This window comes from Mycobacterium sp. IDUB_24 (genome assembly GCF_055419385.1).
This window is the reverse complement of sequence record NZ_JBVAXO010000001.1, coordinates 847,013-871,209: the sequence shown is the minus strand read 5'-3', so window position 1 is coordinate 871,209 and position 24,197 is coordinate 847,013. Positions and strand designations below refer to the sequence as shown.

Annotated in this window: 21 protein-coding genes; 3 read left to right on the top strand and 18 right to left on the bottom strand. The window is 67.5% G+C overall.

Going from position 1 to position 24,197, the window contains the following annotated elements; all coding sequences use genetic code 11:
• Positions 1–21 precede the first annotated feature (21 nt).
• From ACZYZF_RS04290 to ACZYZF_RS04235, 12 genes are all read right to left on the bottom strand, one after another.
• Positions 22–309, bottom strand: coding sequence for a WXG100 family type VII secretion target (locus ACZYZF_RS04290; protein WP_135451381.1), 288 nt, complete (start codon positions 307–309; stop codon positions 22–24).
• Positions 310–339: 30 nt separating this feature from the next.
• Entirely contained in the window at positions 340–642 is a 303-nt protein-coding gene (locus tag ACZYZF_RS04285) for a WXG100 family type VII secretion target (RefSeq protein WP_463743372.1), read from the bottom strand.
• Positions 643–733: 91 nt separating this feature from the next.
• Positions 734–2,062, bottom strand: coding sequence for a PPE family protein (locus tag ACZYZF_RS04280; RefSeq protein ID WP_463743373.1), 1,329 nt, complete (start codon positions 2,060–2,062; stop codon positions 734–736).
• A gap of 40 nt (positions 2,063–2,102) precedes the next feature.
• The gene (locus tag ACZYZF_RS04275) at positions 2,103–2,396 is read right to left on the bottom strand and encodes a PE family protein (RefSeq protein ID WP_463743374.1); all 294 of its coding nucleotides are present in this window, start codon (positions 2,394–2,396) and stop codon (positions 2,103–2,105) included.
• A gap of 158 nt (positions 2,397–2,554) precedes the next feature.
• Positions 2,555–4,327 carry a type VII secretion protein EccCb gene (gene eccCb, locus ACZYZF_RS04270; RefSeq protein ID WP_463743375.1) on the bottom strand — a complete coding sequence of 591 codons (1,773 nt, stop codon included), beginning with the start codon at positions 4,325–4,327 and terminating at the stop codon, positions 2,555–2,557.
• A complete protein-coding gene (gene eccCa, locus ACZYZF_RS04265) occupies positions 4,324–6,555 on the bottom strand; it encodes a type VII secretion protein EccCa (protein WP_463743376.1) in 2,232 nt (743 codons plus the stop codon). Before eccCa ends, eccCb begins: the two co-directional genes overlap by 4 nt.
• Positions 6,552–7,994, bottom strand: a complete 1,443-nt coding sequence (gene eccB, locus ACZYZF_RS04260) for a type VII secretion protein EccB (RefSeq protein WP_463743377.1) — start codon at positions 7,992–7,994, stop codon at positions 6,552–6,554. Before eccB ends, eccCa begins: the two co-directional genes overlap by 4 nt.
• Positions 7,995–7,997: 3 nt before the next feature.
• Positions 7,998–9,722 (bottom strand): type VII secretion AAA-ATPase EccA, encoded by a 1,725-nt coding sequence (gene eccA / locus ACZYZF_RS04255; protein ID WP_463743378.1) that lies wholly within the window; start codon positions 9,720–9,722, stop codon positions 7,998–8,000.
• The gene (locus ACZYZF_RS04250; RefSeq protein WP_463743379.1) at positions 9,715–10,251 is read right to left on the bottom strand and encodes a YbaB/EbfC family DNA-binding protein; all 537 of its coding nucleotides are present in this window, start codon (positions 10,249–10,251) and stop codon (positions 9,715–9,717) included. Before ACZYZF_RS04250 ends, eccA begins: the two co-directional genes overlap by 8 nt.
• Before the next feature lie 14 nt (positions 10,252–10,265).
• Positions 10,266–11,114: an ESX secretion-associated protein EspG gene (locus ACZYZF_RS04245; RefSeq protein WP_463743380.1), complete on the bottom strand. Its 849-nt coding sequence runs from the start codon at positions 11,112–11,114 to the stop codon at positions 10,266–10,268.
• Positions 11,115–11,129: 15 nt separating this feature from the next.
• Positions 11,130–11,441 (bottom strand): type VII secretion target, encoded by a 312-nt coding sequence (locus tag ACZYZF_RS04240; RefSeq protein WP_463743381.1) that lies wholly within the window; start codon positions 11,439–11,441, stop codon positions 11,130–11,132.
• Between the two features lie 31 nt (positions 11,442–11,472).
• The gene (locus ACZYZF_RS04235) at positions 11,473–13,050 is read right to left on the bottom strand and encodes an EspA/EspE family type VII secretion system effector (protein WP_463834628.1); all 1,578 of its coding nucleotides are present in this window, start codon (positions 13,048–13,050) and stop codon (positions 11,473–11,475) included.
• Between the two features lie 392 nt (positions 13,051–13,442).
• On the opposite strand from ACZYZF_RS04235, the gene ACZYZF_RS04230 reads away from it, so the two are divergent.
• The gene (locus ACZYZF_RS04230) at positions 13,443–14,963 is read left to right on the top strand and encodes a MinD/ParA family ATP-binding protein (RefSeq protein WP_463834626.1); all 1,521 of its coding nucleotides are present in this window, start codon (positions 13,443–13,445) and stop codon (positions 14,961–14,963) included.
• A 10-nt stretch (positions 14,964–14,973) separates the two neighbouring features.
• Here the strand turns inward: ACZYZF_RS04230 and ACZYZF_RS04225 are convergent, their stop codons facing one another.
• Positions 14,974–15,765 carry a transcriptional regulator gene (locus tag ACZYZF_RS04225; RefSeq protein ID WP_463834625.1) on the bottom strand — a complete coding sequence of 264 codons (792 nt, stop codon included), beginning with the start codon at positions 15,763–15,765 and terminating at the stop codon, positions 14,974–14,976.
• 385 nt (positions 15,766–16,150) lie between these two features.
• Between ACZYZF_RS04225 and ACZYZF_RS04220 the strand changes: the two genes are divergently transcribed.
• The gene (locus ACZYZF_RS04220) at positions 16,151–16,444 is read left to right on the top strand and encodes a WhiB family transcriptional regulator (RefSeq protein WP_463743385.1); all 294 of its coding nucleotides are present in this window, start codon (positions 16,151–16,153) and stop codon (positions 16,442–16,444) included.
• Between the two features lie 231 nt (positions 16,445–16,675).
• Here the strand turns inward: ACZYZF_RS04220 and ACZYZF_RS04215 are convergent, their stop codons facing one another.
• Positions 16,676–16,942, bottom strand: coding sequence for a DivIVA domain-containing protein (locus ACZYZF_RS04215; protein ID WP_463743386.1), 267 nt, complete (start codon positions 16,940–16,942; stop codon positions 16,676–16,678).
• A 45-nt stretch (positions 16,943–16,987) separates the two neighbouring features.
• Here ACZYZF_RS04215 and ACZYZF_RS04210 point away from each other — a divergent pair, with 45 nt between their 5' ends.
• On the top strand, positions 16,988–17,953 hold the full coding sequence (locus ACZYZF_RS04210; protein WP_463834624.1) for a pirin family protein: 966 nt from the start codon (positions 16,988–16,990) through the stop codon (positions 17,951–17,953).
• 4 nt (positions 17,954–17,957) lie between these two features.
• Here the strand turns inward: ACZYZF_RS04210 and ACZYZF_RS04205 are convergent, their stop codons facing one another.
• From ACZYZF_RS04205 to ACZYZF_RS04190, 4 genes are all read right to left on the bottom strand, one after another.
• Entirely contained in the window at positions 17,958–18,467 is a 510-nt protein-coding gene (locus ACZYZF_RS04205) for a pyridoxamine 5'-phosphate oxidase family protein (protein ID WP_463834622.1), read from the bottom strand.
• Positions 18,468–18,550: 83 nt separating this feature from the next.
• Positions 18,551–19,708, bottom strand: a complete 1,158-nt coding sequence (locus ACZYZF_RS04200; protein ID WP_463834621.1) for a hypothetical protein — start codon at positions 19,706–19,708, stop codon at positions 18,551–18,553.
• A 1-nt stretch (position 19,709) separates the two neighbouring features.
• Complete coding sequence (locus ACZYZF_RS04195) at positions 19,710–22,175, bottom strand: GAP1-N2 domain-containing protein (protein ID WP_463834620.1); 2,466 nt, start codon at positions 22,173–22,175, stop codon at positions 19,710–19,712.
• Positions 22,172–24,100: a hypothetical protein gene (locus tag ACZYZF_RS04190; RefSeq protein ID WP_463743391.1), complete on the bottom strand. Its 1,929-nt coding sequence runs from the start codon at positions 24,098–24,100 to the stop codon at positions 22,172–22,174. The genes ACZYZF_RS04195 and ACZYZF_RS04190 overlap by 4 nt, the downstream gene beginning before the upstream one ends.
• Positions 24,101–24,197: the final 97 nt, after the last annotated feature.

Below are 24,197 nucleotides of genomic sequence, written 5' to 3'. Positions count from 1 at the left end.
CATGCTTGTTGCCTCGTAGTACTAGGCAAACATCCCCGAGACGCCGGCCTCGGTCTGCGCCATGGTCTGCCCCGCCTCGCTGATGGTCTGCGCGAGGTTCTGCAGCGCCTGGTTCAGCTCGTTGGAGGTGCTGTCCCAACGGGTCTGAACGGCCTGGTAGGCCTCCGAACCCGAGCCGCCCCACGCCGAGGCGAGCGAGGCCAGCGAACCCTTGCCCTCGTCCAGCAGGCCGGCGGTGGTGCCGACGGCGCCCTGGATCTCGCTTGCTCCGCCTTCGATGCCTGCGAAGTTCCAAACCTGTTCGGTCATGTCTTGTCTCCTTTACTAGTGGTCTGTAGGTCAGATCTGCATCGACGAGGCCAGGTTGCCGGCCTGATCGTCGTCGGTGCTGGAGTACTGGGTACCCGAGGTGTGGATGTTGGTCGAGATCTCGTTCAGCTCCTGGATCTGCTTGTCAGCAGCCTCATGGAAACGGATCAGCGCCTGCTGAGCAGCCGTACCGGCCTGGCCCTGCATCTGGGCAGCCAAGGTGCCACCGGTCGACTCGACCTGAGCGATCACGCTCTTGAGCTCACCCGAGATGCGCTCGAAATTAGCAGCCTCCTTGGCGAGGACGGCGGCATCTGTATTCATCTGTGCCATTTTGGATTCCCCTTATTTTTCCTTTGTCCTCACCAGAGAAAATTGGCGAGTCCTCCGGCCGGGTGGCCGGAAAGTCTGTGTGGTGGACGACTTACCAGTCGTCGTCTCCGTCATCTGTCTGGTCGTACGTGAGCGCTGTCGGTGCCACCAATCCGTCCTTGGTGGCGGCGCTCTGCTCTTCCTTGTTCTTGGCGGCGTGCACCGGTGCCCCGCCACCTCCGCCGGCGCCACTGCCCACCGGCGCCACCGGTCCCGCGGCGCCGGCCGCGGAAGCGAACGCGCCAGGCTTGGCCTCCCCGCTGATCCCCAACATGCTGGACAACAGCGCCGTACGCGGCGGAGATCCGAGTGCGCCCGGCAGCGATGCCGCGCGCACCAGACCCGAACCCGAACTCGGGCCCGTCCCCCCGGCCAGCGGATGGTTCGAGAAGGGCGACGCCCCCATCAGCCCCATCTGCATGCCCTTGTCACTGCCCCCCATGCTGGAGAACTGGCTGACCATCTGGGTCACCTGTTGCAAAGGCTGCGTCATCGCCTGCATCGGGCTCTGGAGCATCTGCGGGATCTGTCCCGCGATCTGCCCCGCCTGCTGCCCCATCTGCATGGCCATCTGCATGCCCTGCTGCATGGGGTTCTTCTCCGTCGGGTCCTTCTCCTGCTGCCCGGCGTTCTCCCCCTTGCCCGCCGCACCGACCGCCCGCTGCTCGGCATGGTTGGCCTGCGCAGCAGCATTGCCGACAGCCAATTTCATCGACGACAACGTGGATATGGCGCTGATCGCTTCCATCGTCGCGTTGCGGGCGACGCCGATGGCCGTTCGCGGCGCCGTCGACGCGATCGCCGCTGCAGCGGTCGTCTCACCGATCCCTGGCATCACGATCGGCTGCATCGGCACGAACGGCTCGAACAGCAGGTTGGCGGTGGTTTCGGCGTGATACGCCTCCATCGCACCGGCAGCCTGGTTCCACATCCGGACGAAGTAGTCCATCTCGTTCAACCCGATCGGCATCGTGTTGATACCGAGGAAGTTGGTGGCGTTCAGGACTGCGTTCGTGACGTGGTTCTGCTCGATCTCCGGAATGGGCGGAGTGGTCGTCAGAGCCAGGGTGTACGAGCTCGCCTGGGCGCTTGCCTGCAACGCCCGCTTCTGCGCCTGCAGCACCATGGTCCGCAGCCACATGATCATCGGCATCGTTGCGGAAACGGCGCGTTCACTTGCCGCGCCGCTCCACACCGAGGTCAGGGTGCTCAGCGCCGCAGCCAGCTCGTCGGCCTGGGTCTCCAGCAGGATGGCCAGACCTTCCCACCCCGCGGTCGCCTGAAGCATCGGCGCCGGGCCGGCACCCAACATCAAGCGCGCGGTGTTGACCTCTGGCGGCATTGCAAACCAGGTCGGTGGAACCGGTGGTGCCATGACCATTGCTGGACGACCCTATCTCTGACGATTTGCCGGCAGGCGGCTAGAGCGTGGTGGCCTGAGCTGCGTCGACCGCGTTGTAGATACCCGCGGCCTCCTGGATGGCAGCGCCGGCCCGGGTGAGTTCCTCCTGCGCGAACGAATTCGCCGCAAGAGCTTCGACGCCCTCGCTGGCGAAGGCCATCGCAGCCATTACCGAGACCTCGTCAGCGCCGGCCGGAACCAGCGCGGTGACGGCCGCAGTAGCGGTGGTGCCGCCGGCCAGACCGCGGGCCGCGTTTGCGATCACCTGTGCCGCAACACCTTCGGCGCCCGGGTTGTGCATCATCGGTTGCATTTGCCTGCTCCCCTGTTTCGATTACCAATAACCAGGGACAAGCACCCAAAGGCGACGTGGCAGAAGTTTGCCATGTCGTCAAGAGATCTGTCCCCCGATCTCTTTGCTGGCGGGCCGCCGCCAGCGTTGCTGAGTGCGTTGGATAAATACTAACTGCCCTATTGGGGTGCTGCGAACACTTCTTCTTCGGGTGGATCGACATAGGCCGCCTGAATGACTTCCTTGCCTTCCGGCGCGACCATGAATGCCTGGCCAGGCGGCCTTTTCTTGACGATGATCTCCCGGGACGGGAAGTCGTTCTTCTCGCCGGAAAGGAACAAGGTCGGCGAACCGGCGCCATAGGCGGCACCCACGAACTTATCCATCGTCGCCCGGTGCGCCAGGCTCATCTGGCACGTCACGATGACGTGCAGCCCGATATCTGCCGCGGCCGGCAGTAACGGACCCAACGGCGCCATCGGCGACAACATGCCCGCGGCCGCGGTGATCATGTGCCAGTCGTCGACCAGCAGCACGATGTCCGGACCGCTCCACCACGACCGCGACCGCAGTTGCGAGGTGGTGAGGTCCGCCGGTGGCAACCGCTTCTTCAGGTTGGTGGCCAGCGCCTTGATCGACTCCTCCAGCGACGCGCTGTTGCGGTTGATCGCGCCGGCTGCCAGCAGATGCGACTCGGGCACCGCGTCGAGCAGGCCCGACCGGTAGTCGGCCAGCATGAACCGCACCTGGTCGGGACTGTTGCGACTGCAGATCGCCTTGGCCACTGCATGCGCGATGGTGGTCTTCCCCGACTTCGGAGCACCGAAGATCAGCAGATGCGGGGTCATGTTCATCTGGTTGTAGGCAACCGCGAGGTCCGACTCGCGCACCCCCAGCGGCACCTGCCAGCGAGTCCGGTAATCGGAATCGGCTCCCGGCGGGTTCGGGTCGAGCTGATGCAGGTAGATCTTCTCCGGCAGCACCCGCACCTGCGGCGCCTGGTCGGTGTACCGCGAGGCCACTTCCCGCACCGCCGCCGTGATCGCGTCGACGATGTTGGCGGAACTGTGCACACCGTCCAGCCGGGGAACACCGATCATCAGGTGATGCTTCTCGAGGGAGACGGCGCGGCCCGGCCGGTTGGCCGGGATGTCCCGGGTGATCCGGTCGATCTGGGTCTCATTCACATCGCCCAGCCGGAACTCGATCTTGGTGCCCAGGTAGTCACGCACGCGTGACTTGAGCTCGGTCCAGCGCGGGGTCGAGATGATGACGTGCACGCCGTACGCCAGGCCCTGGCCGGCCAGATCCTGCACTGCCGGTTCCAGATCGGGGAAATCCGCCACGAACGCCGGCCAGCCGTCGATCACGAGGAAGACGTCACCGAAGGGATCCTGCGCGGCCGGATTGTTCGGGTCCTCCCGCATCTCGCGATAGGCCGAGACCGAGCCCACCCGGTATTGCTTGAACACCTGCTCCCGGGCCCTGAGCACGGCCTTCACCTCGGCCACCACCCGGTTGACCCGGTCCGGTTCGGCACGGGTGGCCACGCCGCCCACGTGCGGCAGGTCTTCCATGTACATCAGGCCACCGCCGCCGAGGTCGATGCAGTAGAACTGCACCTGCCGCGGCGTATGGGTCGCCGCTGCCGACAGCATCAGGGTCTGGAGGAAGGTCGACTTGCCGGTCTGCGGGGCACCGCCGATCGCGATGTTGCCGCCGGCCGCCGAGACGTCGACGCCCCAGATGTCCTGTCGGTGCCTGCGCGGCTCGTCCATGATTCCCAACGGGAAGCGCAGTGGCTGACGCTGGTAGTCGCGCTCGAGCAACTCGTTGACCGGAGTCGGATCGGTCAGCGGCGGCAGCCACATCTTGTAAGCGCGGCTCTCACCGGTGCCCAACTGCCCGAGGACGACCTCACGCAGGACCCTCGGTTCGGCATCTGTACTCATGAGGTCACCGCCGTATCAAAAATCGGTGTCGTCGTGAACTGATGAATCCGCAGCCGGGCCTGACGCTGCGAGCGTGGCCTGACCTCGCCGTCGGCCGACTCCTCGACCTCGGGCACGTAGTTGGCTCCGGTCCAGAGGGTGCTGAACTTCACCGGGTCCTCCATACCCACCCGCAGGAAGCCCACGCCGCTCTCCTTGTTGGTGATGTACTGCGCCTCGGGCGTCCCGATCACCGCCTTGGACTCGGAAGAGCTGGTGGTACGCAACGCAATTCGGTAGGTGAGGTTCGGCTCGAGCTTGTCGATCCGAACGCCGCCGGTGTTCAGCGACTGGGTGGCCAGCAGCAGGTGCACGCGCAGCGACCGGCCCACGCGGCAGATTCGGTCGAACAGCTGGATGAAGTCGGGGTGGTTCTGCAGGAGTTCGGCGAACTCGTCGACCACCACGAACAGCGTCGGCAACGGCGGGAGATCCGCGCCGCGCTCGCGATGCTTCTCGTACTCGGCCACACCGGACAGCGCACCCGCGGCACCCACCTGCATACCGGCCTGACGCAGGATCTGCTGGCGCCGGTCGAGTTCACCGGTGAGCACCTCGCCCATACGGCCGACCAGCTCGGCTTCCTCTTCCATGTTGGTGACGACGGCCGCGGTGTGCGGCAGCTTCTCCATACCGAGGAAGGTCGAACCGCCCTTGAAGTCGGTGAGCAGCAGGTTGATCTGGTCGGGATGGTGGGTGGCCACCAGCGACAGGATCATGGTGCGCAGGAACTCCGACTTACCCGAACCGGTGGTTCCGATGAGCATCCCGTGCGGGCCGGCGCCGAACTCCGCGCCCTCCTTGATGTCCAGCTTCATGACCTCGCCGGACTTCAGCTCGTGGCCGAACGGGATCTTGAGCCGGTCGCGGTCGGTGTCGGTGAACATCCGCCAGCGGGCCGGGGTCACCTCCTCGACCGACTTGGCGCCCACCAGATGGTGCCATTCCTTGGAGACCTTCTTCTGCACCCGGACGTTCTTGTCGATGATCGTTCCGGTGATCGACCAGCCCGCCAGCTTGCGGGCGATCCGGCCCGCCTGCGCCGGGGTCATCCGGTCGACGACCCGCGTGACTTCGCGGTAGTTCTGGTTCGGCAATTTATCGTCGGCCGTCCCGTCCGCGTCGACCCGCAACCGGTACGCCGACCCCCGGTGATTTCCGAGGGTGAGCACGGTGACCCCGGCCCGGCCGTCGACAGGGAAGCCGGCCTTGCCGCCGGTCAGGTCCACCACGATCACGTACGGGCCACCGGGCGCGGCGTCGGCGCTGTGCGGGCCGCGCGCGGTCAGATCGCTCAGACCGTCGGGGCGGGTGTAGACCAGGCGGGTGGGCCCGGCCGCATCGGTATCGGTCTGGTGCTGTACGTGCGGCAGCCACTTGAGCCACGCCCACTTCGGGTCTTCCGGGTTGTCGGTGAGCACCCGGATCTGCAGCAGGTCCGGCGGATGGAATACCGCCAGATGACAGATCATCGCGGTCAGCATCGCCGAGGCGCCGTCGGCGTCTCCGCCCACGGCGATCGTCGGGAATGTCCGCAGCTGAACAAGTTTCGGGCAATCGTGGATCAGGCCGTGGGTACGCAGGAACTTGGTGACCCACATGTGGCTGACCGGTTCCAGGTGAGGCTGCGGCGCGCCCTGCGGACCGGCCAGCTCACCGCTGGTGTTCGGCTTGAGCAGGCGGTCCACCGCGATCTCGGCGCCGATGCCGATGCGGGTGGCGGCGTAGAAGTCGGAGTTGGCCTGACGCGACCACTGCCGGTGGGTGCCGATGATCGACAAAAGATCGTCGGGATGCGGTGCGTGGTAACCGAAGAACGCGACCTGAGCCGACGCCGACGACGTCACCCGCGTGCGCAGGCCGGCGAGGTACCGCAGGTATTCCTTACGGTCGGCGTTGATCTCGGGGACCTTTTTGCCCCCGCCGCCGCCACCGCCCATCATGCCGACGGTGCCCATGATCATCATCAACGGCATCATCAGCATGTACGGGGACAGCTGACGCACCCCGGTGAAGATCATGATCGCGATCATGCCGAGCATGCAGCCGCCCATGACCCAGGGCATGGCCTTCTGCATGCCCGACGGCGGGATCTCGATACCGAGGTCATCCGGTGCGGCGACGTTGATCTCGCCCGGTGTCAGTCGCGGCCCCCGCTTGATGGTGGGGGTGAACTTCTTGGTTGTCATGAGCCTTGCTTGCTTTCCACTTTGCGCGGATGGGGGTCGGCAGGCAGCGTGTCGTGCTCAAGCAGCGCCGCTTCCTTCGACAACACCGGGCCCTCCACCAGCAGCCCGACGACCTGCCACGGCGCGTTCACCGAACCGGACAGGCCCAGATTCTTCGCGGCATCGTCATTGGCGATGCCGTACCGCACTCCTTGCGGGTCGATGTAGTACAGGCTCTCGCCCACCCGGGGATCCGGTGACTGCAGCCGCACGAACTGGCCGCCTTCGATGTACACCGTTGCGTCACCGCCGATCTGGTCGATGCCGGTGCCGACCGCCGACGACGGGAGCGGCAACCGCCGGCCGGCGATCACGGTGGTCTTGGGTGCCTGATCGCCCGGTTCCCGCTGCCAGGCCCAGCACAGCACCGGCGAGTCCTGACGCAGCAGCACCTCGAGCGGCTTGTCTGGCAACGGCGAGGCGTAGACCTGCTCGGCGATCTTGGCGACCTGGCTGGCCTCCACCGACGGCGGCTTCATCAGGCCGTATGAGTTGGTGGCGCGCAGCGCCGCCGCTGTGGTCTCGTTGACTCGGGCCACCCCGTCCGGCAACACCACATAGTGCTGCGGATCGGATTCGGTGGCCGTCTGGAACACCGAGCCGATCACCAAATTGTCCGGCAGCCCAAAGGTATTCGGTGCTCCGGCGGCCGGAATTCCCGGCAGCTGCCAGGGCCCGCGATTGGCCAGCGCGTTGAACAGCCCTTCCGAGACCGGCGTGGCCTTCGCGGTGACCGGGATGCCCACAGCCGAGCTGATCGCCCGGTCCGACAGGTCGATGCTGTGCCTGCCGTCCTGGGTGACCAGCCAGTTGCCACCCTCGAAGGACACCAGCATGCCCTGGTTCGGGCGCATCGGGCCGACCGCGGTATCCGTTGCCAGCGACCTGATCAGAACCGAGGACTCCACCTTGGGCGCCGAGCTGTCGGGCTTGGCCACGGTGTCGCACAACGTCCACCGCGAGGCGGGCGCACCGGTCGGCGTGGCATACGGCGCACCGGGAATACCGATCGGCTGGCCCTTGGGCAACCGGTTCAGCTCCTCGGACTTCACCGCGGACGGGGTACCGGAATTACCGAGCGCCAGCCGCGCCGAGGTCAGGTTGTACACCGGGCGAAGCAGATTGCTTCCGGGCAGCATCACGTAGAGCTGATTGGTGGTGCGGTCCACCAACAACTGATCGCTGCCCTGCTTGCCCAGCGGCTTGAAGTACGCCATCAACCCGGCGCCGAGGCAGATCAGTACCGACACCACGACGCCGGCGAACACCGCACGGCTGTAGAACTGCAGCGGATCGTCGAACATCCGGGTGTCGCGGCGCACGATCGCGTGCTCGACGCGACGCAGCAGAAAGCGCCAGCCGCTGACCTGGACCTTGGTGGTGAGCCGGAAGCCTGCCATCGCTTATTCGCCGATATTCAGGCGACTGTGAACCGCCGCGATCGCCGCCGACATGTCGTCTCCGTTGACCTCGCTGAGCTGCTCGACGCCCAGGCTCTCGAAGTCCAGCGACCGGGACAGCCGCATGTCACGGTTCTGCTCACCGGCTTCCACCAGCTGCCGTGCGTAACGACCGTTACCGGCGATGTCCAGCGCGGGCTTGTTGTTGAGCGTGCGCTGGCTCAACAACGAGGCCGCCTCGTTGACCCGCTTGCAGGCATCGTCATCGAGCCACGAATCATTGGCCTTGGCAATGACTTTGGAGATCTCGACGATGTCGTCGGGCGAGTACGAGTCGAACTCGATACGGGTGGCGAACCGGGAACGCAGACCGTCGTTGGCCTCCAACAAGCGGTCGATGTCATTGCTGTAACCGGCGATGATGACCACCAGACGGTCACGGTCGTTCTCCATCCGGGCCAGCAGGGTGTCCAGCGCCTCCGTACCGAACGGGTCGGCACGGCCGTCGCGCTCCTGCACCAGGGTGTAAGCCTCGTCGATGAACAGCACGCCCCCCAGGGCACGGTCGATCGTCTTGGCCGTCTTCACCGCCGACTGGCCCTCGTACTCCGCGACGAAATCCTTACGCGAGGTTTCGATCAGCTTCGGCTCGGCGATCACGCCGAGCCCGGCCAGGATGTTGGCCACCACGCGCGCGATCGTCGTCTTACCCGTACCGGGCGGACCCGCGAAGATCATGTGCTTGGAGGTCTGGGCCACCTTCATGCCGCGCGCGGCCCGGATCCGCGCCATCTGCGTCGCCGCCCGGTACGCCTCGATCTGCTCCTTGACCCGGCTCAGACCGATCTGCTTGTCCAGCTCGGCCTGCGCCTCGGCCAGCAGCTTGTCCCGCCCGGAGGTATCGGCCACCACGCTGGACGGATCCCACGGATCGGTGCGGGCAGCGATCTTCTCAGCGGTCGTGGTCTCCAGCCGGTAAGCCGGATCACGCAGTGCTGCAGTAACTTTGGGCTCAGGGTAGTTCGCCTGCAACCATTCCAGGAGAACCTGGGCGGATTCCTCGTTGCCCTGGGCGCGCCGGGCCATCGCCAGGAACCAGGCGATGGCGCGTGAGCAGGCCGCCGCTGCGGGCGTACCGTCCGCGGCGGTGAGGCGCCGGTCCGCCTCGGTGAACAGCCCCAGGTTGGCTGCCGCCACGCCGTGGGCCACACCTGCCGCGGCAGCAAGGAACGTGTCCGGCCACTGGTCGGCGCCGCGCACCTGATCGATCACATCGGTCCAGCGTTGCGCCGCACCGTAGACCACCGCCTTGACCCAGGACACCAGGTGCTCGGACCCGCCGGCGGGGGCATCGTCCAAGGCCTCCATCGCGTCGGCGAAGTTACCCTCGGCCGCCTCCTGGACCGCGAAGCCCAGGGTGATCGCCAACGGCGAGTTGATCGGGTAGGAGATGTCCTTCCCGTAGATGCCGCCGATCGGGATCCGCGCGCCGACACCGTTCATCGAGATCTCGGCGGTACCGGCCAGTTGACCGAAGTTCGAACGTGAATACCAGGCCCGGAACAACGTCACCCGGTCGGTGTCTCCGCAGCGGATCCGACCGACCCACGCATCACAGGCGGTTTCGTCGTAATTGGTTATCTCGGTGAATATCTCGAGTGAGCGGGCCGGCGAGCCGGACAGCATGCCGACCGCGCTACCGAACATTCCAGCAAGGTGGTCAGCCATCGTCGCCTCCATAGCGGGTCGAAAAGACCTGGGCCCGAGCATCATCGGCTTGCTCCGGGGTGGGCAGATCCAGGTCACGGGTCAGAAAGTCGCGGGTCGCCGCGTCGTCGTGTCCATGCTCCCGCATTCCCGCGAGCATGAACGAGTACTGGGCGGACTTGGCCTGTTGAGCAGCCAGACCCGCGATCACCAGGATCTCCTCGGCGAGATCCCGTTCGGTCAGGGTGGTGACTTTCGGTGCCAACTCGATCTGGTGCACCCGGCCGTCCATGAACGCCGTCACCGTGACGGTTTCGGGCGGGTTGGTGACGGTGAACAGCGGCACCGTGAGTTGGTCGTCTTCAGCAGCGGGCACGTCCGAGAACCCGTCGCCGGATACCGCATCGTCAGCCGGCACGAAGTCGTCATAGGTCCCGAGCGCGTCGAGGCCCGCCGCGTTCGATGCGTCGTCCGCGTACGAGGAGTCCAGCGCCGAGAGGTCGTCATAGTCGTCATCGTCGTCCGGAGAATGTGGCGGAAAGTCACCCACCGTGGCGGCCTCTTTCAGTACGCGTAGGAGCTGTCCGGATCAGACTTGTCGAACCATGAAGCCGACGGCAGGAATTCGATCAAACCGTCCAAAGCCCGCTGCAGATTGTCCTTGGTCCCGGTCAGGAAGCTGCCGTAGAGCTCGCCGTTCACCCGGCGCGGGATGGACACGATGCGTCCCTGCTTCGAGTCGAGCACGCCCGCGGCCACGTCTACCTGAGCGATCGTGCCGCCCGGATTGCGCTCGGACACCACGAGCTCCACCCAGCTCTCCGGCTCGGAGATGATGTTCGCGTAGACCCGCGCCGAGGTCGGCGGGATCCCGTAGCCGGTCAGCTCGTCGGCGGTCCGGCAATTCGCCAGCGTCGCCGCAACCCCGGTCAAAGGCTCGACGCTGGCCGGCAGCCCCTCGCCGAGCACGGTCATCACCATGCCGGCCAGACCCACCTGGGCGGCAACCCGCTGCAGCACCAGCATGTCGTTGTCGCGGGCCGCGACCACATGCCGACCGCCCTTGCGGCACACCACGAACCGGATCATCTTGCCGCCCGCGTCGCGACGCCACCAGCGCCCCTCCAGCGTGCGCTCGGGCCGGCTCAGCGTGTCGAGCATCGCCGCCACCTCGGGGTGCGGGTTACCGAAGACATCCAGCACGCCCTGGGCCGTGAGGTCACGGCCCACCTGTTCCCACACGATGTTCCGCAGATCGGGCTGCGGAATGTTCAACCGGATTCCCATCGAGGGCGGGAAATCGCTCAGCCCCAGCTTGTCCGCGACCACCAGGATCCCGTCGATGGTCAGCTCGACGCCGACGACATCGTCGATCGCCTGGGCATTCGCGTCTGCGCTGTAAGGAGTAGTCATGCGTCTGCTCCCCCTCTACCGAACGGTTCCACGGAGGGCACCGGACATCGCCGAATCCGTCCGGTCGTACCCGGCCGCCGCGCGGGAGAGCTTCGCTCCGAGGTCACGCGACACACTGGCCAGACAAGTTCCCGCAGCTCGACGCGCGTTGAGCGCGGCCGCGACGGCTGAGGCCGTCGACGACGAAATCGGCCCATGAGTGAGGCGTACCGCGGCGTCGACACCCTCGACCACGCCGGTCGCCACAGTCAGGCTGGTTGCAGCCTGGCCCTGCTTGGCCGATAGCTCCTGTAAATGCGCGGTGGCAACCCGCAAATCACCCGCCATGAAATTCCCCTCGATCCCTGTCCCCGAATTCTTACCTGTCGATCACGGCCGCAGATCCGGGTACACCGCGATCTAATGTAGCCGCCGCTGCCACATGCAGCTGGCCCTGCTCGAAATCCGCCCCGACATGCACCGGAGCCGGACCAGCCGCGGCACCGCCGGCGGCCATGGCCTCCAGGTCGGGCGGCAGCGTCTTGGCGGCCTCGTCATCCGCGCCGGCACCCAGCGGATCGGCAGGCGCGCCCGCAGAATCCGTGGCGGGCAGACCACCGGCCTCACCCTCCTCGGGCTCGCCCACTCGGTCCTCGCCGTCCTCGCCGTCCTTCTCGCGGTCCTTGTCGTGCTCGTCTTTCTCGTCGTCCTCGTCGCGACCGTCCCGATCCTCGTCGTCCCGGCCGTCCCGGCCGTCAGTGTCGACGCCGGGGCTGTCCGACGCCTTGTCGAGCTGGTCGGCGACGGGACCGCCCGCTTGCCCGGCCGCCTGGCTGGCCATCTGCGCCGCCTGCGTCCCGGCCTGGGTGGCCGCCTGCGCAGCCTGTCCGGCAGCCTGGGTGATGCCGCCGAGTATTCCGCTCAACGGGCTGACCAGTGAGCCCAGGATCCCGCCGAGGGCGCCGGCCGCATTCGTCGCCGCATCCTGCGACGGGGACCCCGTACCTGACATGCCGGCGGGCATCGAAGGCGTCGACGGAGCACCTCCTCCTCCGCCTATCCCTCCGCCGGTCGAGGGGGCACCGCCGCCCCCACCCGCCGGAACAGCTCCACCCGACGGAGCACCGCTGACCGACGGAGCACCATCGCCGCCAGTGGGTCCTCCCGGATCCGTGGCCCCGGGATCTTCCGGCGCGGTGGGTAGCTGAGGCTCTCCGGCCGGCGGCTCGAACTCCGCACCGGTGGGGGTGGCGCCGCCGGCCAAGGTTTCGTACTGCGTCGCTGCGGTCTGCAATACGGCCGCGTTCTCATCGATGTGACCGCACAGAGTCCGCAGATCGCTGTGGGACTCGCCGACGGCCTTGGCGACCATCGCGAACTCCGCCGTCATCTGGGCGGCCGGCCCGAAACCCGGAACGATTCCCGCGCTCGTGGTGAGCAGGCTCATCGCGCCCAGCCAGTCAGAGTGTCCGTCGAGACTGTCGCGGGTAGCCGCTATCTGGCCGGCTTCGGTGGACAGCACCCCGGCCACCATGGTGTCCAACCCGAGCATCGTCTGGACCCGGCCGACCTGTTCGCCGTTGCGGCCCGCGTAAGCACTGGCCCCGCTGCTGTCCCAGCTGTCGTCGGGGAAAGCCGACACCAACACCTGCCCTACCGCGCCCATCTTGTCGGCCCCCGCACCGAAACGTTGCCCGTTCTCCGGATCGCCCACTCCGGTGCTGCGCTTCATCGACTCGATGGTCTGCTGACCGGCTACCAGGATCGGCGACCGGGCGGCTCTGATCAGACGCCGACCGATCTGCGATGCGAAGAAGTTGGCGGCCTGCTGGCTGAGATCGGCGCCGACGGTGTTGCGAACGATGAACTCTCCGACCTTCGCGGCTCGCTCGGTCCACTTCAGATTGTTCTCGATCACGCCTTTGCCGATATCGGCAATATCCCCCAGCAGTCCCATACCCCGCATCCCCTTCGCCGGAACAGAGATTACCAGCGCATCCGACCCGGTCAGCGCACCAATTTCGCGCCTCCGACGGGCTCCGGACGACCGTCTTCTGACCCGTTCCGACCACTACTAATGGCAGTGAACGGCCACTTTTCCGGAAGCACCCGAAGGGCTGGGCGGCATGTTCGTGCGGCGTCCCCGGGGCGTCGGCCAAAGGGCAGTTCGGACTGTCTCCGGGCACACCGCCCACCCCCTTTTCCACCCACCACGGGGTTTGCCATCAAAATTTGCTACGCCGTTAGTTCGGCCGGATTACGGGCGGATCATGCAAGCCGGACGGGTTGTAGTCGATACTTGAACACGGTCAAAGTTCCCTTACGTGAGTTCGATGAGGAGATTCAGGCGTGCCCGACCCCGACGACACCTTGCGTAGAGAGCTCGGCTGGACGGGGCCGGAGGAATCACACTTCGAACCCGACACCCGGCCGACCCGCCGCAAACCACCCGAGCCGCCGCCGTCGATACCTGGACGGCCCCCGGTGGATTTCATGCCGTCGAAGGCCCCGGCCAGTTCCGACTCCGACGATTCGAGCCCATCGCAAGTCGTCCCCGTCGACCGCGACGCCGAGCGCGCCCGCAGCACCTTCCGGGAGGCGCCCCCCGCACCGCCGGCAGCGCCGGCACCGCCGCAGCAACAGGCGCCGCCGCCTCCTCCTGCCCCGCCCGCGCCTCCGCAACAACCGCACGACACCCATCAGGCACCGCCCAACCAGGCACCACCGAACATGGGCCATCCCGAACACCGGCCGGATGCGTGGGAGCAGAACCCGCCCGGCTGGCAGCTCCCGTCGCAGCGTCCGCCCGGTCCCGGGGGCCCGCCACCGCAGCGGCCCTACGGACCACCACCCGGTCAGCCCTGGCCCGCCGAGGGCGGATTCGCACCGGACCCGGGAATGCCCGCACCCGGCGTACCGCCCCTGCCGACCGGGTCCTACGCCGACCGCATCCGGGTCAATGACCTGGTTCCGCCGAAGCGTCAGCCACCGAGCAGCGGTTGGCGGCTGTTCGTGTACCGGGCCACGTTCGGAATGGTCAATCCCGGCCCGTCGCCGGAAGACCTTCGGGTCGCCGAGCTGGAGACCAAGATCAAGGGACTCCTGCGCGGCCACTACAAGGTCGGGGTGATGGGCAAGGGCGGGGTCGGCAAGACCACCGTCTCGGCCAGCGTCGGCTCGATCTTCGCCCAGTTGCGCCAGGACGACCGCGTGGTGGCCATCGACGCCGACACGTCATTCGGCAAGCTCGGCAGCCGCGTCGACCCCCAGGCCCAGAGTTCGTACTGGGAGCTGGCCAACGACAAGCACCTGGACTCGTTCGCCGACGTGCGCAGCCGCGTCGGTACCAACGCCGCGGGGCTTTTCGTCCTGGCGGGCGAGGGCACCCCGGCCCGCCGCCGGGTGCTGGACGCGGCCATCTACCGCGAGGCCACCACCCGTCTCGACCGGCACTTCTCCATCTCGGTGGTGGACTGCAGTTCCACCATGGACTCGCCGGTGACCCAGGAGGTCCTGCGCGACCTCGACGGTTTGATCGTGGTGTCCTCCCCGTGGGTCGACGGTGCCGCCACCGCCGGGCAGACGCTGGACTGGCTCGCAGCCCACGAGATGACGGAACTGCTGCAGCGCACCGTGGTGGTGCTCAACGACTCCGACGGCCACGCCGACAAACGCACCCGGACGATCCTGGCCGGACAGTTCTCGGGTCAGGGCCAGCGGGTGATCGAGGTCCCGTTCGACGGGCATCTGCGGCCCGGCGGCGTCGTCGACCCGCGGGAGATGTCGACGCCGACCCGGCGCCGGTTCCTGGAGATCGCCGCGGCGCTGGCCGAGCACTTCCCCACCCATGACGAGCGACGGGACCGCTGACAGGGCGTGCTCAGCGCATCGCGCCGATCAGCGCCTCCAGGGCATGGACGGCGGCCGCGTCGACCGGGTACTCGGCCTCGGCGCGCGCCACGATGTCCTCGGAAACGCCTGCGGCCGTAGCAGTTTCACTGATCGTGAGATTCGACTGCCGGCGCGCGGCATACAGCCGCTGCCCGAGCGTGGCACCGGGCGCGGTGGCGGCAAGGGTGGTCAGCTCATCGATCTGGCGCCGCACCGCACTGAGCGCCTTGATCAGTGCCGGGGTCACCATGCTGAGCCGCGCCGCACGGGCAGCCACCGCCTCGAGCTGACGCAGGTCAGCCAGTACCGACGTGACCCGCGGCGTGAACTCCGGTGCCCCGACGGCCGGCAACGTGGCGATCGTCGACTCTAGGGTGCTCACCGCGGTCAGGACCGCCTGGGCAATCAGGGGTACCTCGTCGCTGGCCGGCGGGGTGGTCGCCAATCGCACGGCGGCAGGTTGCGCGGTGACCACAGTTGGCGGCTCGACGTGCGCCGGAGCAGGCATGGTCGGATCGGGTACCGGCCCACCCTGTCGCAACCGGGCGATCGTGCCCGGCGGCCAACGCAACACCTCTTCGAGCTTGAGCCGGGTGCGCTCGCGGGGCCAGCTGCGGCCTTTCTCGAACGCGATGAGCGCTCCGGCGTTGATGATTCCGTCGGCGGCCAAGCTGCGCTGACTGATGTCCAGTTCGCGGCGCCTCGCTGCGGCTGCAGCGCCAGCGCGAATAAGTCCGACATCGAACTCACCAGTGGCGAGATCGTACTCAGCGTCGGTCATACGGGGCTGTTCCTCGCCGATGTGCTCGGCTTCAGCGCTAGTGCCGAAGCGGTTGCCGGGACCTCTCAATCCTAACCCCAGACCGAAGCACCGCTACACCTTGGTTTCTTTTCATCTGTAGCAAACAACCTCGACGCTACGGCTTCTCGGCCGGACGAACCGCAGCCCTGCTACGGGTACATCGAAGTACCCATAGGCGGTCTGACGTGCACATTTGGATCCATACCGACTTTCCGCTGGTGATTACGCATCGTTACCAATGCAAATTTCCGTAGCGTTGCACCGCTGCGGTTTCGTTCAAACTGTTGCATCGCTACGGTTGTTCCTATAGCGTTCCCCTCACCGCGGTACACACCGCAACAGGAGCCCTCACAGGAGCAGCAGCATGAACGCACTCATGGCCAACGGCATCCCGCTCGGTATCTGCACCAGCAACCCGGAGCGGTGGACCTCCGCCCCCGACGACCAGGCCAAGGTCATCTGCCGGGAATGCCCGCGGCGCTGGCTTTGCGCCCGCGAGGCCTGCGAACTGCCCCGCGCTGAAGGACTTTGGGCCGGCATCATGGTCCCCGAGGCGGGCCGTGGCCGCAGCTTCGCGCTCAAACAGCTGCGATCGCTGGCCGAGCGCAACGGCTACCCGGTGCGCAAGCTCGGCCTGGTCTTCCCCGAAGCCGCCTGATCCGCTCACGCAACAGGGGTTTCACCAGTTCTTCTGGCCTTCTCCCTGCCGATTCGAGGGGACGGCAGGGCGGGGGCGAGTTTCCACTGGGGGAGGAATAGGGGCCCGGGGTGTGTCGTTACACCCTCGGACGGTGTCGGGCATTGCCCCGGGCCCCACACCAGAACCGTCGCTTCGAGCGACCACTCGCCGCGAGGCGCAGTGCCGGCACCGTCCCCTTCTTCTTCTTCGCTACCGCTCGAGCGTGACGACCACCGCATCGAGCAAACTGTCCACTTCGTCTTCGTCATAGCCGCGCTGAAACATCGGCGGCTTCGGGAACACGATGTTGCGGACATCATCGGGTCCCAGGTGCCCGCGCCCGTCGAGCCGGCGGGCGACCAACGCCAGAAAATCGTCGACCGACTTCTTGTCGTAACCCCGCTTGCCCAGCGGCGGCTTCGAAAATTCGGTGCTGCGAACACTTTCGGCAGTCAGTCCCCCGGTCATGCCGGACATGCTAACCGCGCGCCGGTTCGGCCGAACGCGGTTACCGTGAGGTTCATGAGCAACACCGACACCGCGCCTGCCGAAGTCACGTGCGCCAACTCGGAGTTCACCGGGGTGTTGCACCCGCGGGAGGTGCCGCTGGGCGGACCGCGCGCGATCCTGGTCCGGCGCACCCTGCCGCAACGGGACCGGTCCATGATCGGTGCCTGGTGTTTCGCCGACCACTACGGCCCGCACGACATCCGGACCAGCAGAGGCATGGACGTACCGCCCCATCCGCATACTGGATTACAAACGGTCAGTTGGCTTTTCGATGGCCTCATCGAACACCGCGACAGCGCCGGAGTCCACGCCATGGTCCGACCGGGCGAGCTCAACCTGATGACGGCCGGCGCCGGGATCTGCCACTCGGAGGTCTCGATGCCCGAGGCGCCGATCCTGCACGGCGTGCAGCTGTGGGTGGCCCTGCCCGATGCCGCCCGCGACACCGGACGCGACTTCGCGCACTACGCACCGCCACCGCGGACCGTCGACAGCGCCACCCTCCGGGTGTTCCTCGGCGAGTTGGCCCCGTCGCAGTCGCCGGTGCACACCTTCACGCCGCTGCTGGGCGCGCAGATCGACCTCGAGCCGGGCGCCGAGCTGACGCTCGACGTCGACCCGTCCTTCGAACATGGCGTACTGCTCGATCAAGGTGCGATCGAGGTGTGCGGCACGACGCTGGCGGTCGCCGATCTGGGATATCAGGCCCCCGGGCGTAGGCAGCTGCAGTTGGTCAACCGCGGCGTGGGTCCCGCCCGGGCGCTCCTGCTCGGCGGGCCACCGTTCACCGAGGAACTGGTGATGTGGTGGAACTTCGTCGGCCGCAGCCACGACGACATCGCGACCTACCGCGAACTCTGGCAGGCCGACGATGCACGCTTCGGCGATGTGCAGGGTTACCGCGGCAACATCGCGCGGCTACCCGCCCCGCCCTTACCGAACGGACGGCTCAAGCCCCGTCCGCGTCCGGCGGGCTAGGCGTTCAGGTACTCGCCCCCAAATACTGCGCCGTACTGCCGCCCACCGGCATCTCGGGCAGCCCGAGCTTGCGGTGGTCCCAGCTGCGCAGCCGGCTGGGCACCACCCGCACCGCGATGCGGTTGTTCATCATCTGGTCGACGAATGGGCGCATCTCCTCGGTGTAGGGACCGGTGTAGCGCTCCCACACGCTGATACCCACGCGCAGAATGGTTTCCGGATCGTCGACGATCTCGGCGTCCCCGTCGATCGACACCCCGCGCAGCGTGTTGTAGGTGTCGCCGTCCTCGATCATCACCGTGATGGTGGGGTCGCGACGCAGGTTGACCGCCTTCTGAGACTTGGCTTTCGTCTCGAACCAGATCTCACCGTCGAGCACCGCGTACCACATGGCGACCAGGTGAGGCCGGCCGCTGGGCAGCACCGTGGCCATCGTCGCGGTCCGGCTGTGCTCGATGAATTCGGCGATCTCATCGTCGCTCATGACGATCTTCGTGCGCTCGTTCTTGCCCACCTGTCACCTCTCTGATCGGTCAGCCCACCATAGCCACGGCCGCACAGTCACCCGCGAACGCGGTCGGTTACCTGGCCGACGGGCTACAACACACCGAACTGTGAGGTCACCCAACGCACCGGATCCACGCACCGGAACGGGGCAATACCTCTGGCGTGCAACCGGTTTCCGGTGGGCGGATGCCCGAGTGCGGACACCGCGAAGTACCGGCTGGCCAGCCGCGCACCCGCGGACGGGTTCTCCACGGCCGCCACGATCGAGCCGCCGTGCAGGCGGACCAGCAGGCTGCGCACCTCCTGGTCGAGCAGTTGAGCGTCGACGTCGTCGTACTGCTTGCCATCGGAGGTGTCCCGCAGGAAGGCGGCTCCCCCGTTGGACATGACGAGCGCCCACTCCGAACCCTGCACGTCGCGCAGCGCCCGCAAAACGTCGAACTTGGACAGGATCACCGCCAGCTTGGGCTGACCCGGGTTGACCGCCAACAGCAGATTGCCCAGGACGGAACGGGGCTCTCCACCGCTGAACGGCTGGGGCGGCAGGAGATCCTGCAACTGATCGCGGATGGCCTTGACCCGCAGCGGGTCGAACATGAAGAACACCGCATCGGCGTGGCTGAAGAACTGGAAGGGCGGCGCGCGAAGGTCACCGTTCTCCAGGTCCTCCCCCGCCACGTCGCGAAGTACCAGGAACCGGCGCACGCCGTGCCAGACACCGATCGAGAACACCAGGGGCTCACGCTGATTCGGGGCCTGGGTGTGCACTGTCGGGGTGGGGGGCAACAGGCCCCGCTGCACATACAGCGGCCCCTCGTAATTGGTCGCGTAGTTCTGGGCGGTGGCCCGGGTGACCGGTTCCAACACCACACCGAACCGCTCGCAGAGCAGTTCCAACTGCTTGATCAGCACGGCGATGTAGAGGCTCTTGCCCGTCGCCCGCGCGCCGGCCAGCGCGATGCAGATGGCATGGCCCTCCCGAAAACCCTCGGGGAGGGTGAAGTGGCAGACCGGACATATCTCCACCGCGGCGCCCTGCAACGCCCGGTTCGCCTCCGACGGCGGCGGCGGCGGACCGTTGTAGCCCGGGCTCCGGGTCCAGGTGTACAGCGGGCCGCAATCGGCGGGTGCACCCACGTAGGCCGAGGCGACATCGTCGCGGTACCGGGTACCACCGGCCTGGGCAGGCAGCGTCCACAGATGGTTGTTGGGACTCAACAAGGTGAAGCAACGCGGGCATTTACTCATGTCAGCCCCGGCTCCCCCTCAGTCGCTCCGCCAGCGACGGACTCTCGCTTCGCCGCGTCAGCAACCTGTTCACCATCTTTCGGTACCCGCGCATCGTCCCCTCAGAAGAATCACCCGACAACTGCGCCATCAACACCACCACGGACTCGGCGTCGGCGCCTCCCATGGTGGCAGCCAGCTTCCCGGCCAGCACGCCCGCGAGCTGATCCACCGGATCAAGGACATAGGCGGCGGACTCGGCTGCCGCGGTACGCAACAGGCTGACCGCCACCACCGTCACCGGCGCCAGCAGACCACCGTCGACGAGCGGTAGTACGCGCGCCACCGCCTTTGCGCCGCTGCCGGTTTCGGCCGCCAACGCGTTGCACGCCGGCGGATACGGCTGCCCGCCGAGCACACCCAACAGCGCGAACGCGAGCAGCCGCACCGAGCAATCCGGGTGGACCGACTCGGGTTCCACCTCGGCCAGCACCTGACCCCACAGCGGCACATAAGAGCTCTGGTGGGTCTGCAGGTAGCGCTGCTGCAGCCAGTCCCGCGGCTCGATGTGGCGAACCGCCGCGCAGGCCACCACCACACCGTCGCCGTCGTCGTTGTCGTCGATCACCTTGCCGGCCAACTGATACAGCGCGGCCGAATCCGCGGCACCCACGAGCGTGCGTACCGCAGCCCGGCCCGGCAGCGGTTCGGCACCGACGGCCAGCAGCAGATCCGACGGATTCCAGACCGAGGCCGCCGCGGCGGCCTCGAACTTTTCCGGCTCGGTCAGCCGCAGCCACCACAACTGCGCACCGGCATCACCCGGGTACCGAGCTCCGCGACGACGCGACCGCAACCCGCGCAGGGCAGCGCGGATCCACACCGAATCCCAGGGCTGGGCACGGGCGAGTTCGGCGGGCTCGGGCACCGGACCGGCATCGGCGAGCCAGTCCAGGAGGTCGTCGCCGATGGCGCTGCCGTCGGAATCGCCGTCGCGCAGCAACCATGCGCCCAACGACAGCCGATCGGCGGCGCCAATCGAACCGCGCACCCCCGGATCGGCCAGGCCGGGCACCACATCGGTGACCAACGCCGTCTGCAGGCGATCATCGACGACGCCGGCCCGCAACAGGAGGTCAACGACCCTCAGCAACCGGTCGGCGCCCAGCTGACGGGCCCGATCCAGGGCCGGCCCGATGGCCACCCGTAACGACGAAGGCGTTGGTTTCCCGTGAAACATTCTCGGCCCCAACGGGATTGGTCCGTCTTGGGCCATCCACGCGTCATCGACGATGGCCCGGGCGAAGTAGGTGGCGTCGGCGTACGTCGCCCCGGCCCCGTCCGGCAACTCGTGCCGCACCCGCCAGGCGTCGGCTGTGGTGACACCTACCACGGCCGAGAGCACATCGGCGATGATGTGGGCGGCCTCGGACCCGACCAGCGCACCCGCCGGAGAATACGCGGCGATCACCTCGTAGGCCTCGGCCTGGGCGTCGGCGAATTCCGGGTGTCCGGCCACCGCCATCGCGATCGGCCAGGCCGGATGCAGCCCGTCGTCGCGTACCTGGCTGGACAACGTGTCGATGTCATCGAGAACCCCGCGCGCCGAGGCCACATCGAGCAGCACCACCTGCGCCATCACCGACCACCGGGTCACCTCGATCCGGTGCCCGCCCGCCGTGCGGTGCGGATCGCCGCCGAGCTCACCCAGCGACACGTTCTCGGATTCGCTGATCAGCACCAGGCCCGGTTCGACCGCGGAAAGGTCCTCGATCGGCACCGCGCTCAGCACCTGACCGCCGTGCAGCGCAACCTGCTCGGCGCGATCGAACGTGGAAAAGCTCAGCCTCGCCGCGGTTCCCGGCGACATCAGGAAACTCACCAAACCGATCCACTGTGCCGCCGCGTCCGGGGACTGCACACCCAGCACCACGGGCGGCCCACCCTCCAGCGCCGCAGCCACCGCATCCAGGAGCGCGAACAGCGTCGCCAGCCGCCAGGTGGTGGTATCCAGTGCGAACGCGACCGCACTGTCCTTGGTCACCGCAGCGCCCAGCTCCGGCAGGTCCCCGGGGAGTTCGGCACGGGCCACCGCGGCGGCGCCGTATGGCTGCAGCCAATGCGGCGACCGCCAACGCTGGATCGCCCGGCAGCGTGGATGGGTGTCGGGCGCGCGATCCAACAGCACGTGGGCGAACACGTTGCCCGGCCGGCCCGTGCTGTCCGACCCGGCCGGAAAGGTGTGCCAGTAGCCGGCGCCGTCAGGGCCGTGACGGTAGGCCAGCCGGCGCGGACCCTGCTCGAGCTGCTCGGGGGTGGGGAAATCAGGCGGCTGCCCCACCGGCCGGAAGACCGTGTGCACCCCGGCCATCAGCGCCTGCGTCTCTTCGGGCGTGAGCCCACCGCTGGTTTCCTTCAGCTGCCAGCCACCTGTGGTCCCGACGGCATCGAAAGACGTGTAGGCGAGCTGGCCGTAGCGCGACGTCATAACACCGTCGCGGTGAGCTGCAAGGTCTGCGCCGGCGGGTCCAGCAATGCGACGGTGCGCAGCTGGAGCGGGTCGGTGATATTCAGGAACAGCCGGATCCAGCCGTGCAGGCCACTGACGTTGGCGGCCCACAGTTCGCCGGCGCCCGACGCCGTCGCCGCCGTCCAGCGCAGATGTTTGGACGGGTGATCCGCCAACTGCCCCTGCGCGTCCAGCGGCGCGACGTCGACCGGTTGACCGTCGTGCACGCTCAGCGGCATCCGCTGCGGGTTGTTGACCAGAACGAACGCCGGCGAGCCCGGCACTTCGTATTCCGAACGCACCGCGACGGTCGCCGTGGTGGGGTAACCGGCTGCGTCGCGCCCGATCCGCACCGCGTACTGCAGCCTCAACATGCCGGCGTACTCGATGCTGGCCACCGGCCCGGTGACCCGTCGCCCACCGGAGAACGCGACCGGCGCCAGGTGCAGTGAACATCCGCCCACCGGAAGTTCACCGGTCAGGTGCATGCCGCCGTACTTTTCGTAGTCCTCCAACGAGATCTCGAAGGACCTGCCGGTCAGTCCGGTCCGGGGGTCGTGCCCCTTGGGTGCCAGGGTCGCCACGACGCCGGCCGCGCCGGCCGGCCATTCGAACGTCAACACCTGCTTGTTGCAGTACTCGACGAGTTCGACATCGCGGATGGTTCCGGTGTGTACCGCCGACACGGTGCGGCCCAGCACGGCCCGCCCGGCCAGGATCGTCACCGGCGTGACGTAAGCCCGGCTCCATCCCTGCGGCCAGGGCACCCCGGTCATCAGCGTGCGGTTACCGCCGTCGGGTTGCGCCTGATTCGCCACCGGCCGCTGCAGCCGCAGGTCCGGGGCCAGCCCCACCTGCTCGAGCGCGTTCTCGGGAAGTTCGGTGGACACCCCACCGGCGCTGGGACCGGTCTGGCTGAGATAGACGGCCACCTCTGCTCCGGGAGACGCCCAGGACACGTCGAACGACTCACCGTCGAAGGCGGTGTCCACCGAGATGTCGGTGACCGCCGCCAGTACCGCCGACACCTCGACGTCGGCGTCGACCGGCTCGGACAGCTGCACGACCCCGTCGACGTCGACCGCGGCCCGCACCCGGTAGCGATAGCGCATACCCCGGGCGGCCCCCGAGTCGACGAAACCGGTCCGGTGCTCACCGTCGGCAAGAATCCGGTAGCGCGACTCGTCGATCACCGGCCCGTCGACCTCATCGAGCGGGATGCGGTACACGTGTACGGAGCTCGCCGCGGGCGGCGCCGTCCACTTCCCGATCACCAGGCCGCCGTCCTCCCGGATGGACACGTCACCGGGCAGGGCGACCAGCACCCCGCCGGCATGCAGCACCGGCCGAGTGCTCAGGGCATCCGCGCGCGAAGTTCCGGTGATGACCCAGACCTGGTAATAGCGCACGGGTCCGGTCAACGGCCGATCGTCACTGGCTGCCGACAACGGCGTCGCGGCAACGAGGTCGGCGTTCTCCGGTGATCGGGGCGCCCGGTCCTCGGCACTGACGACCCGGTACAGCACCACTCCCCCGTTGGCCTGGTAGTCGGGCCAACTCAATTCGACGACCCCGGGACGAGTCTCGCCGTGGCGGAACGCGATCGGGTGCACGTCACCGGCTGCAGACGACGCCGGCTGCGGCGGACTGCCCGGGGCCCCGGATTCCAGCTCGGCGAGCAGCCGGGCCATCTCCTCGGCGTGCTCGGCGACCGAGCCGGGCAACATCTCGCGGATCTGCTCGACGTCGGTGCGCCCGGACCGGAGCACGAGCCGCAGATGGGCTTCCTTGAAACTGCGAGCCGCGACCGCGCCGGAATCGACCAGCTGCTGACGCCAGGCCAGCAACGGCGCCAGCCGGGGATCCGCGTCGTCGGAATCGTCGACGGGATACAGATCGGGCATCAGAACACCAAATCCCCGCCGGACATGAGCGCTACGCTCACCTGCTCCGGCAGCTCGAACAGCGCGAACTCCTGAAGTGTCAGACCCACACTGGCCT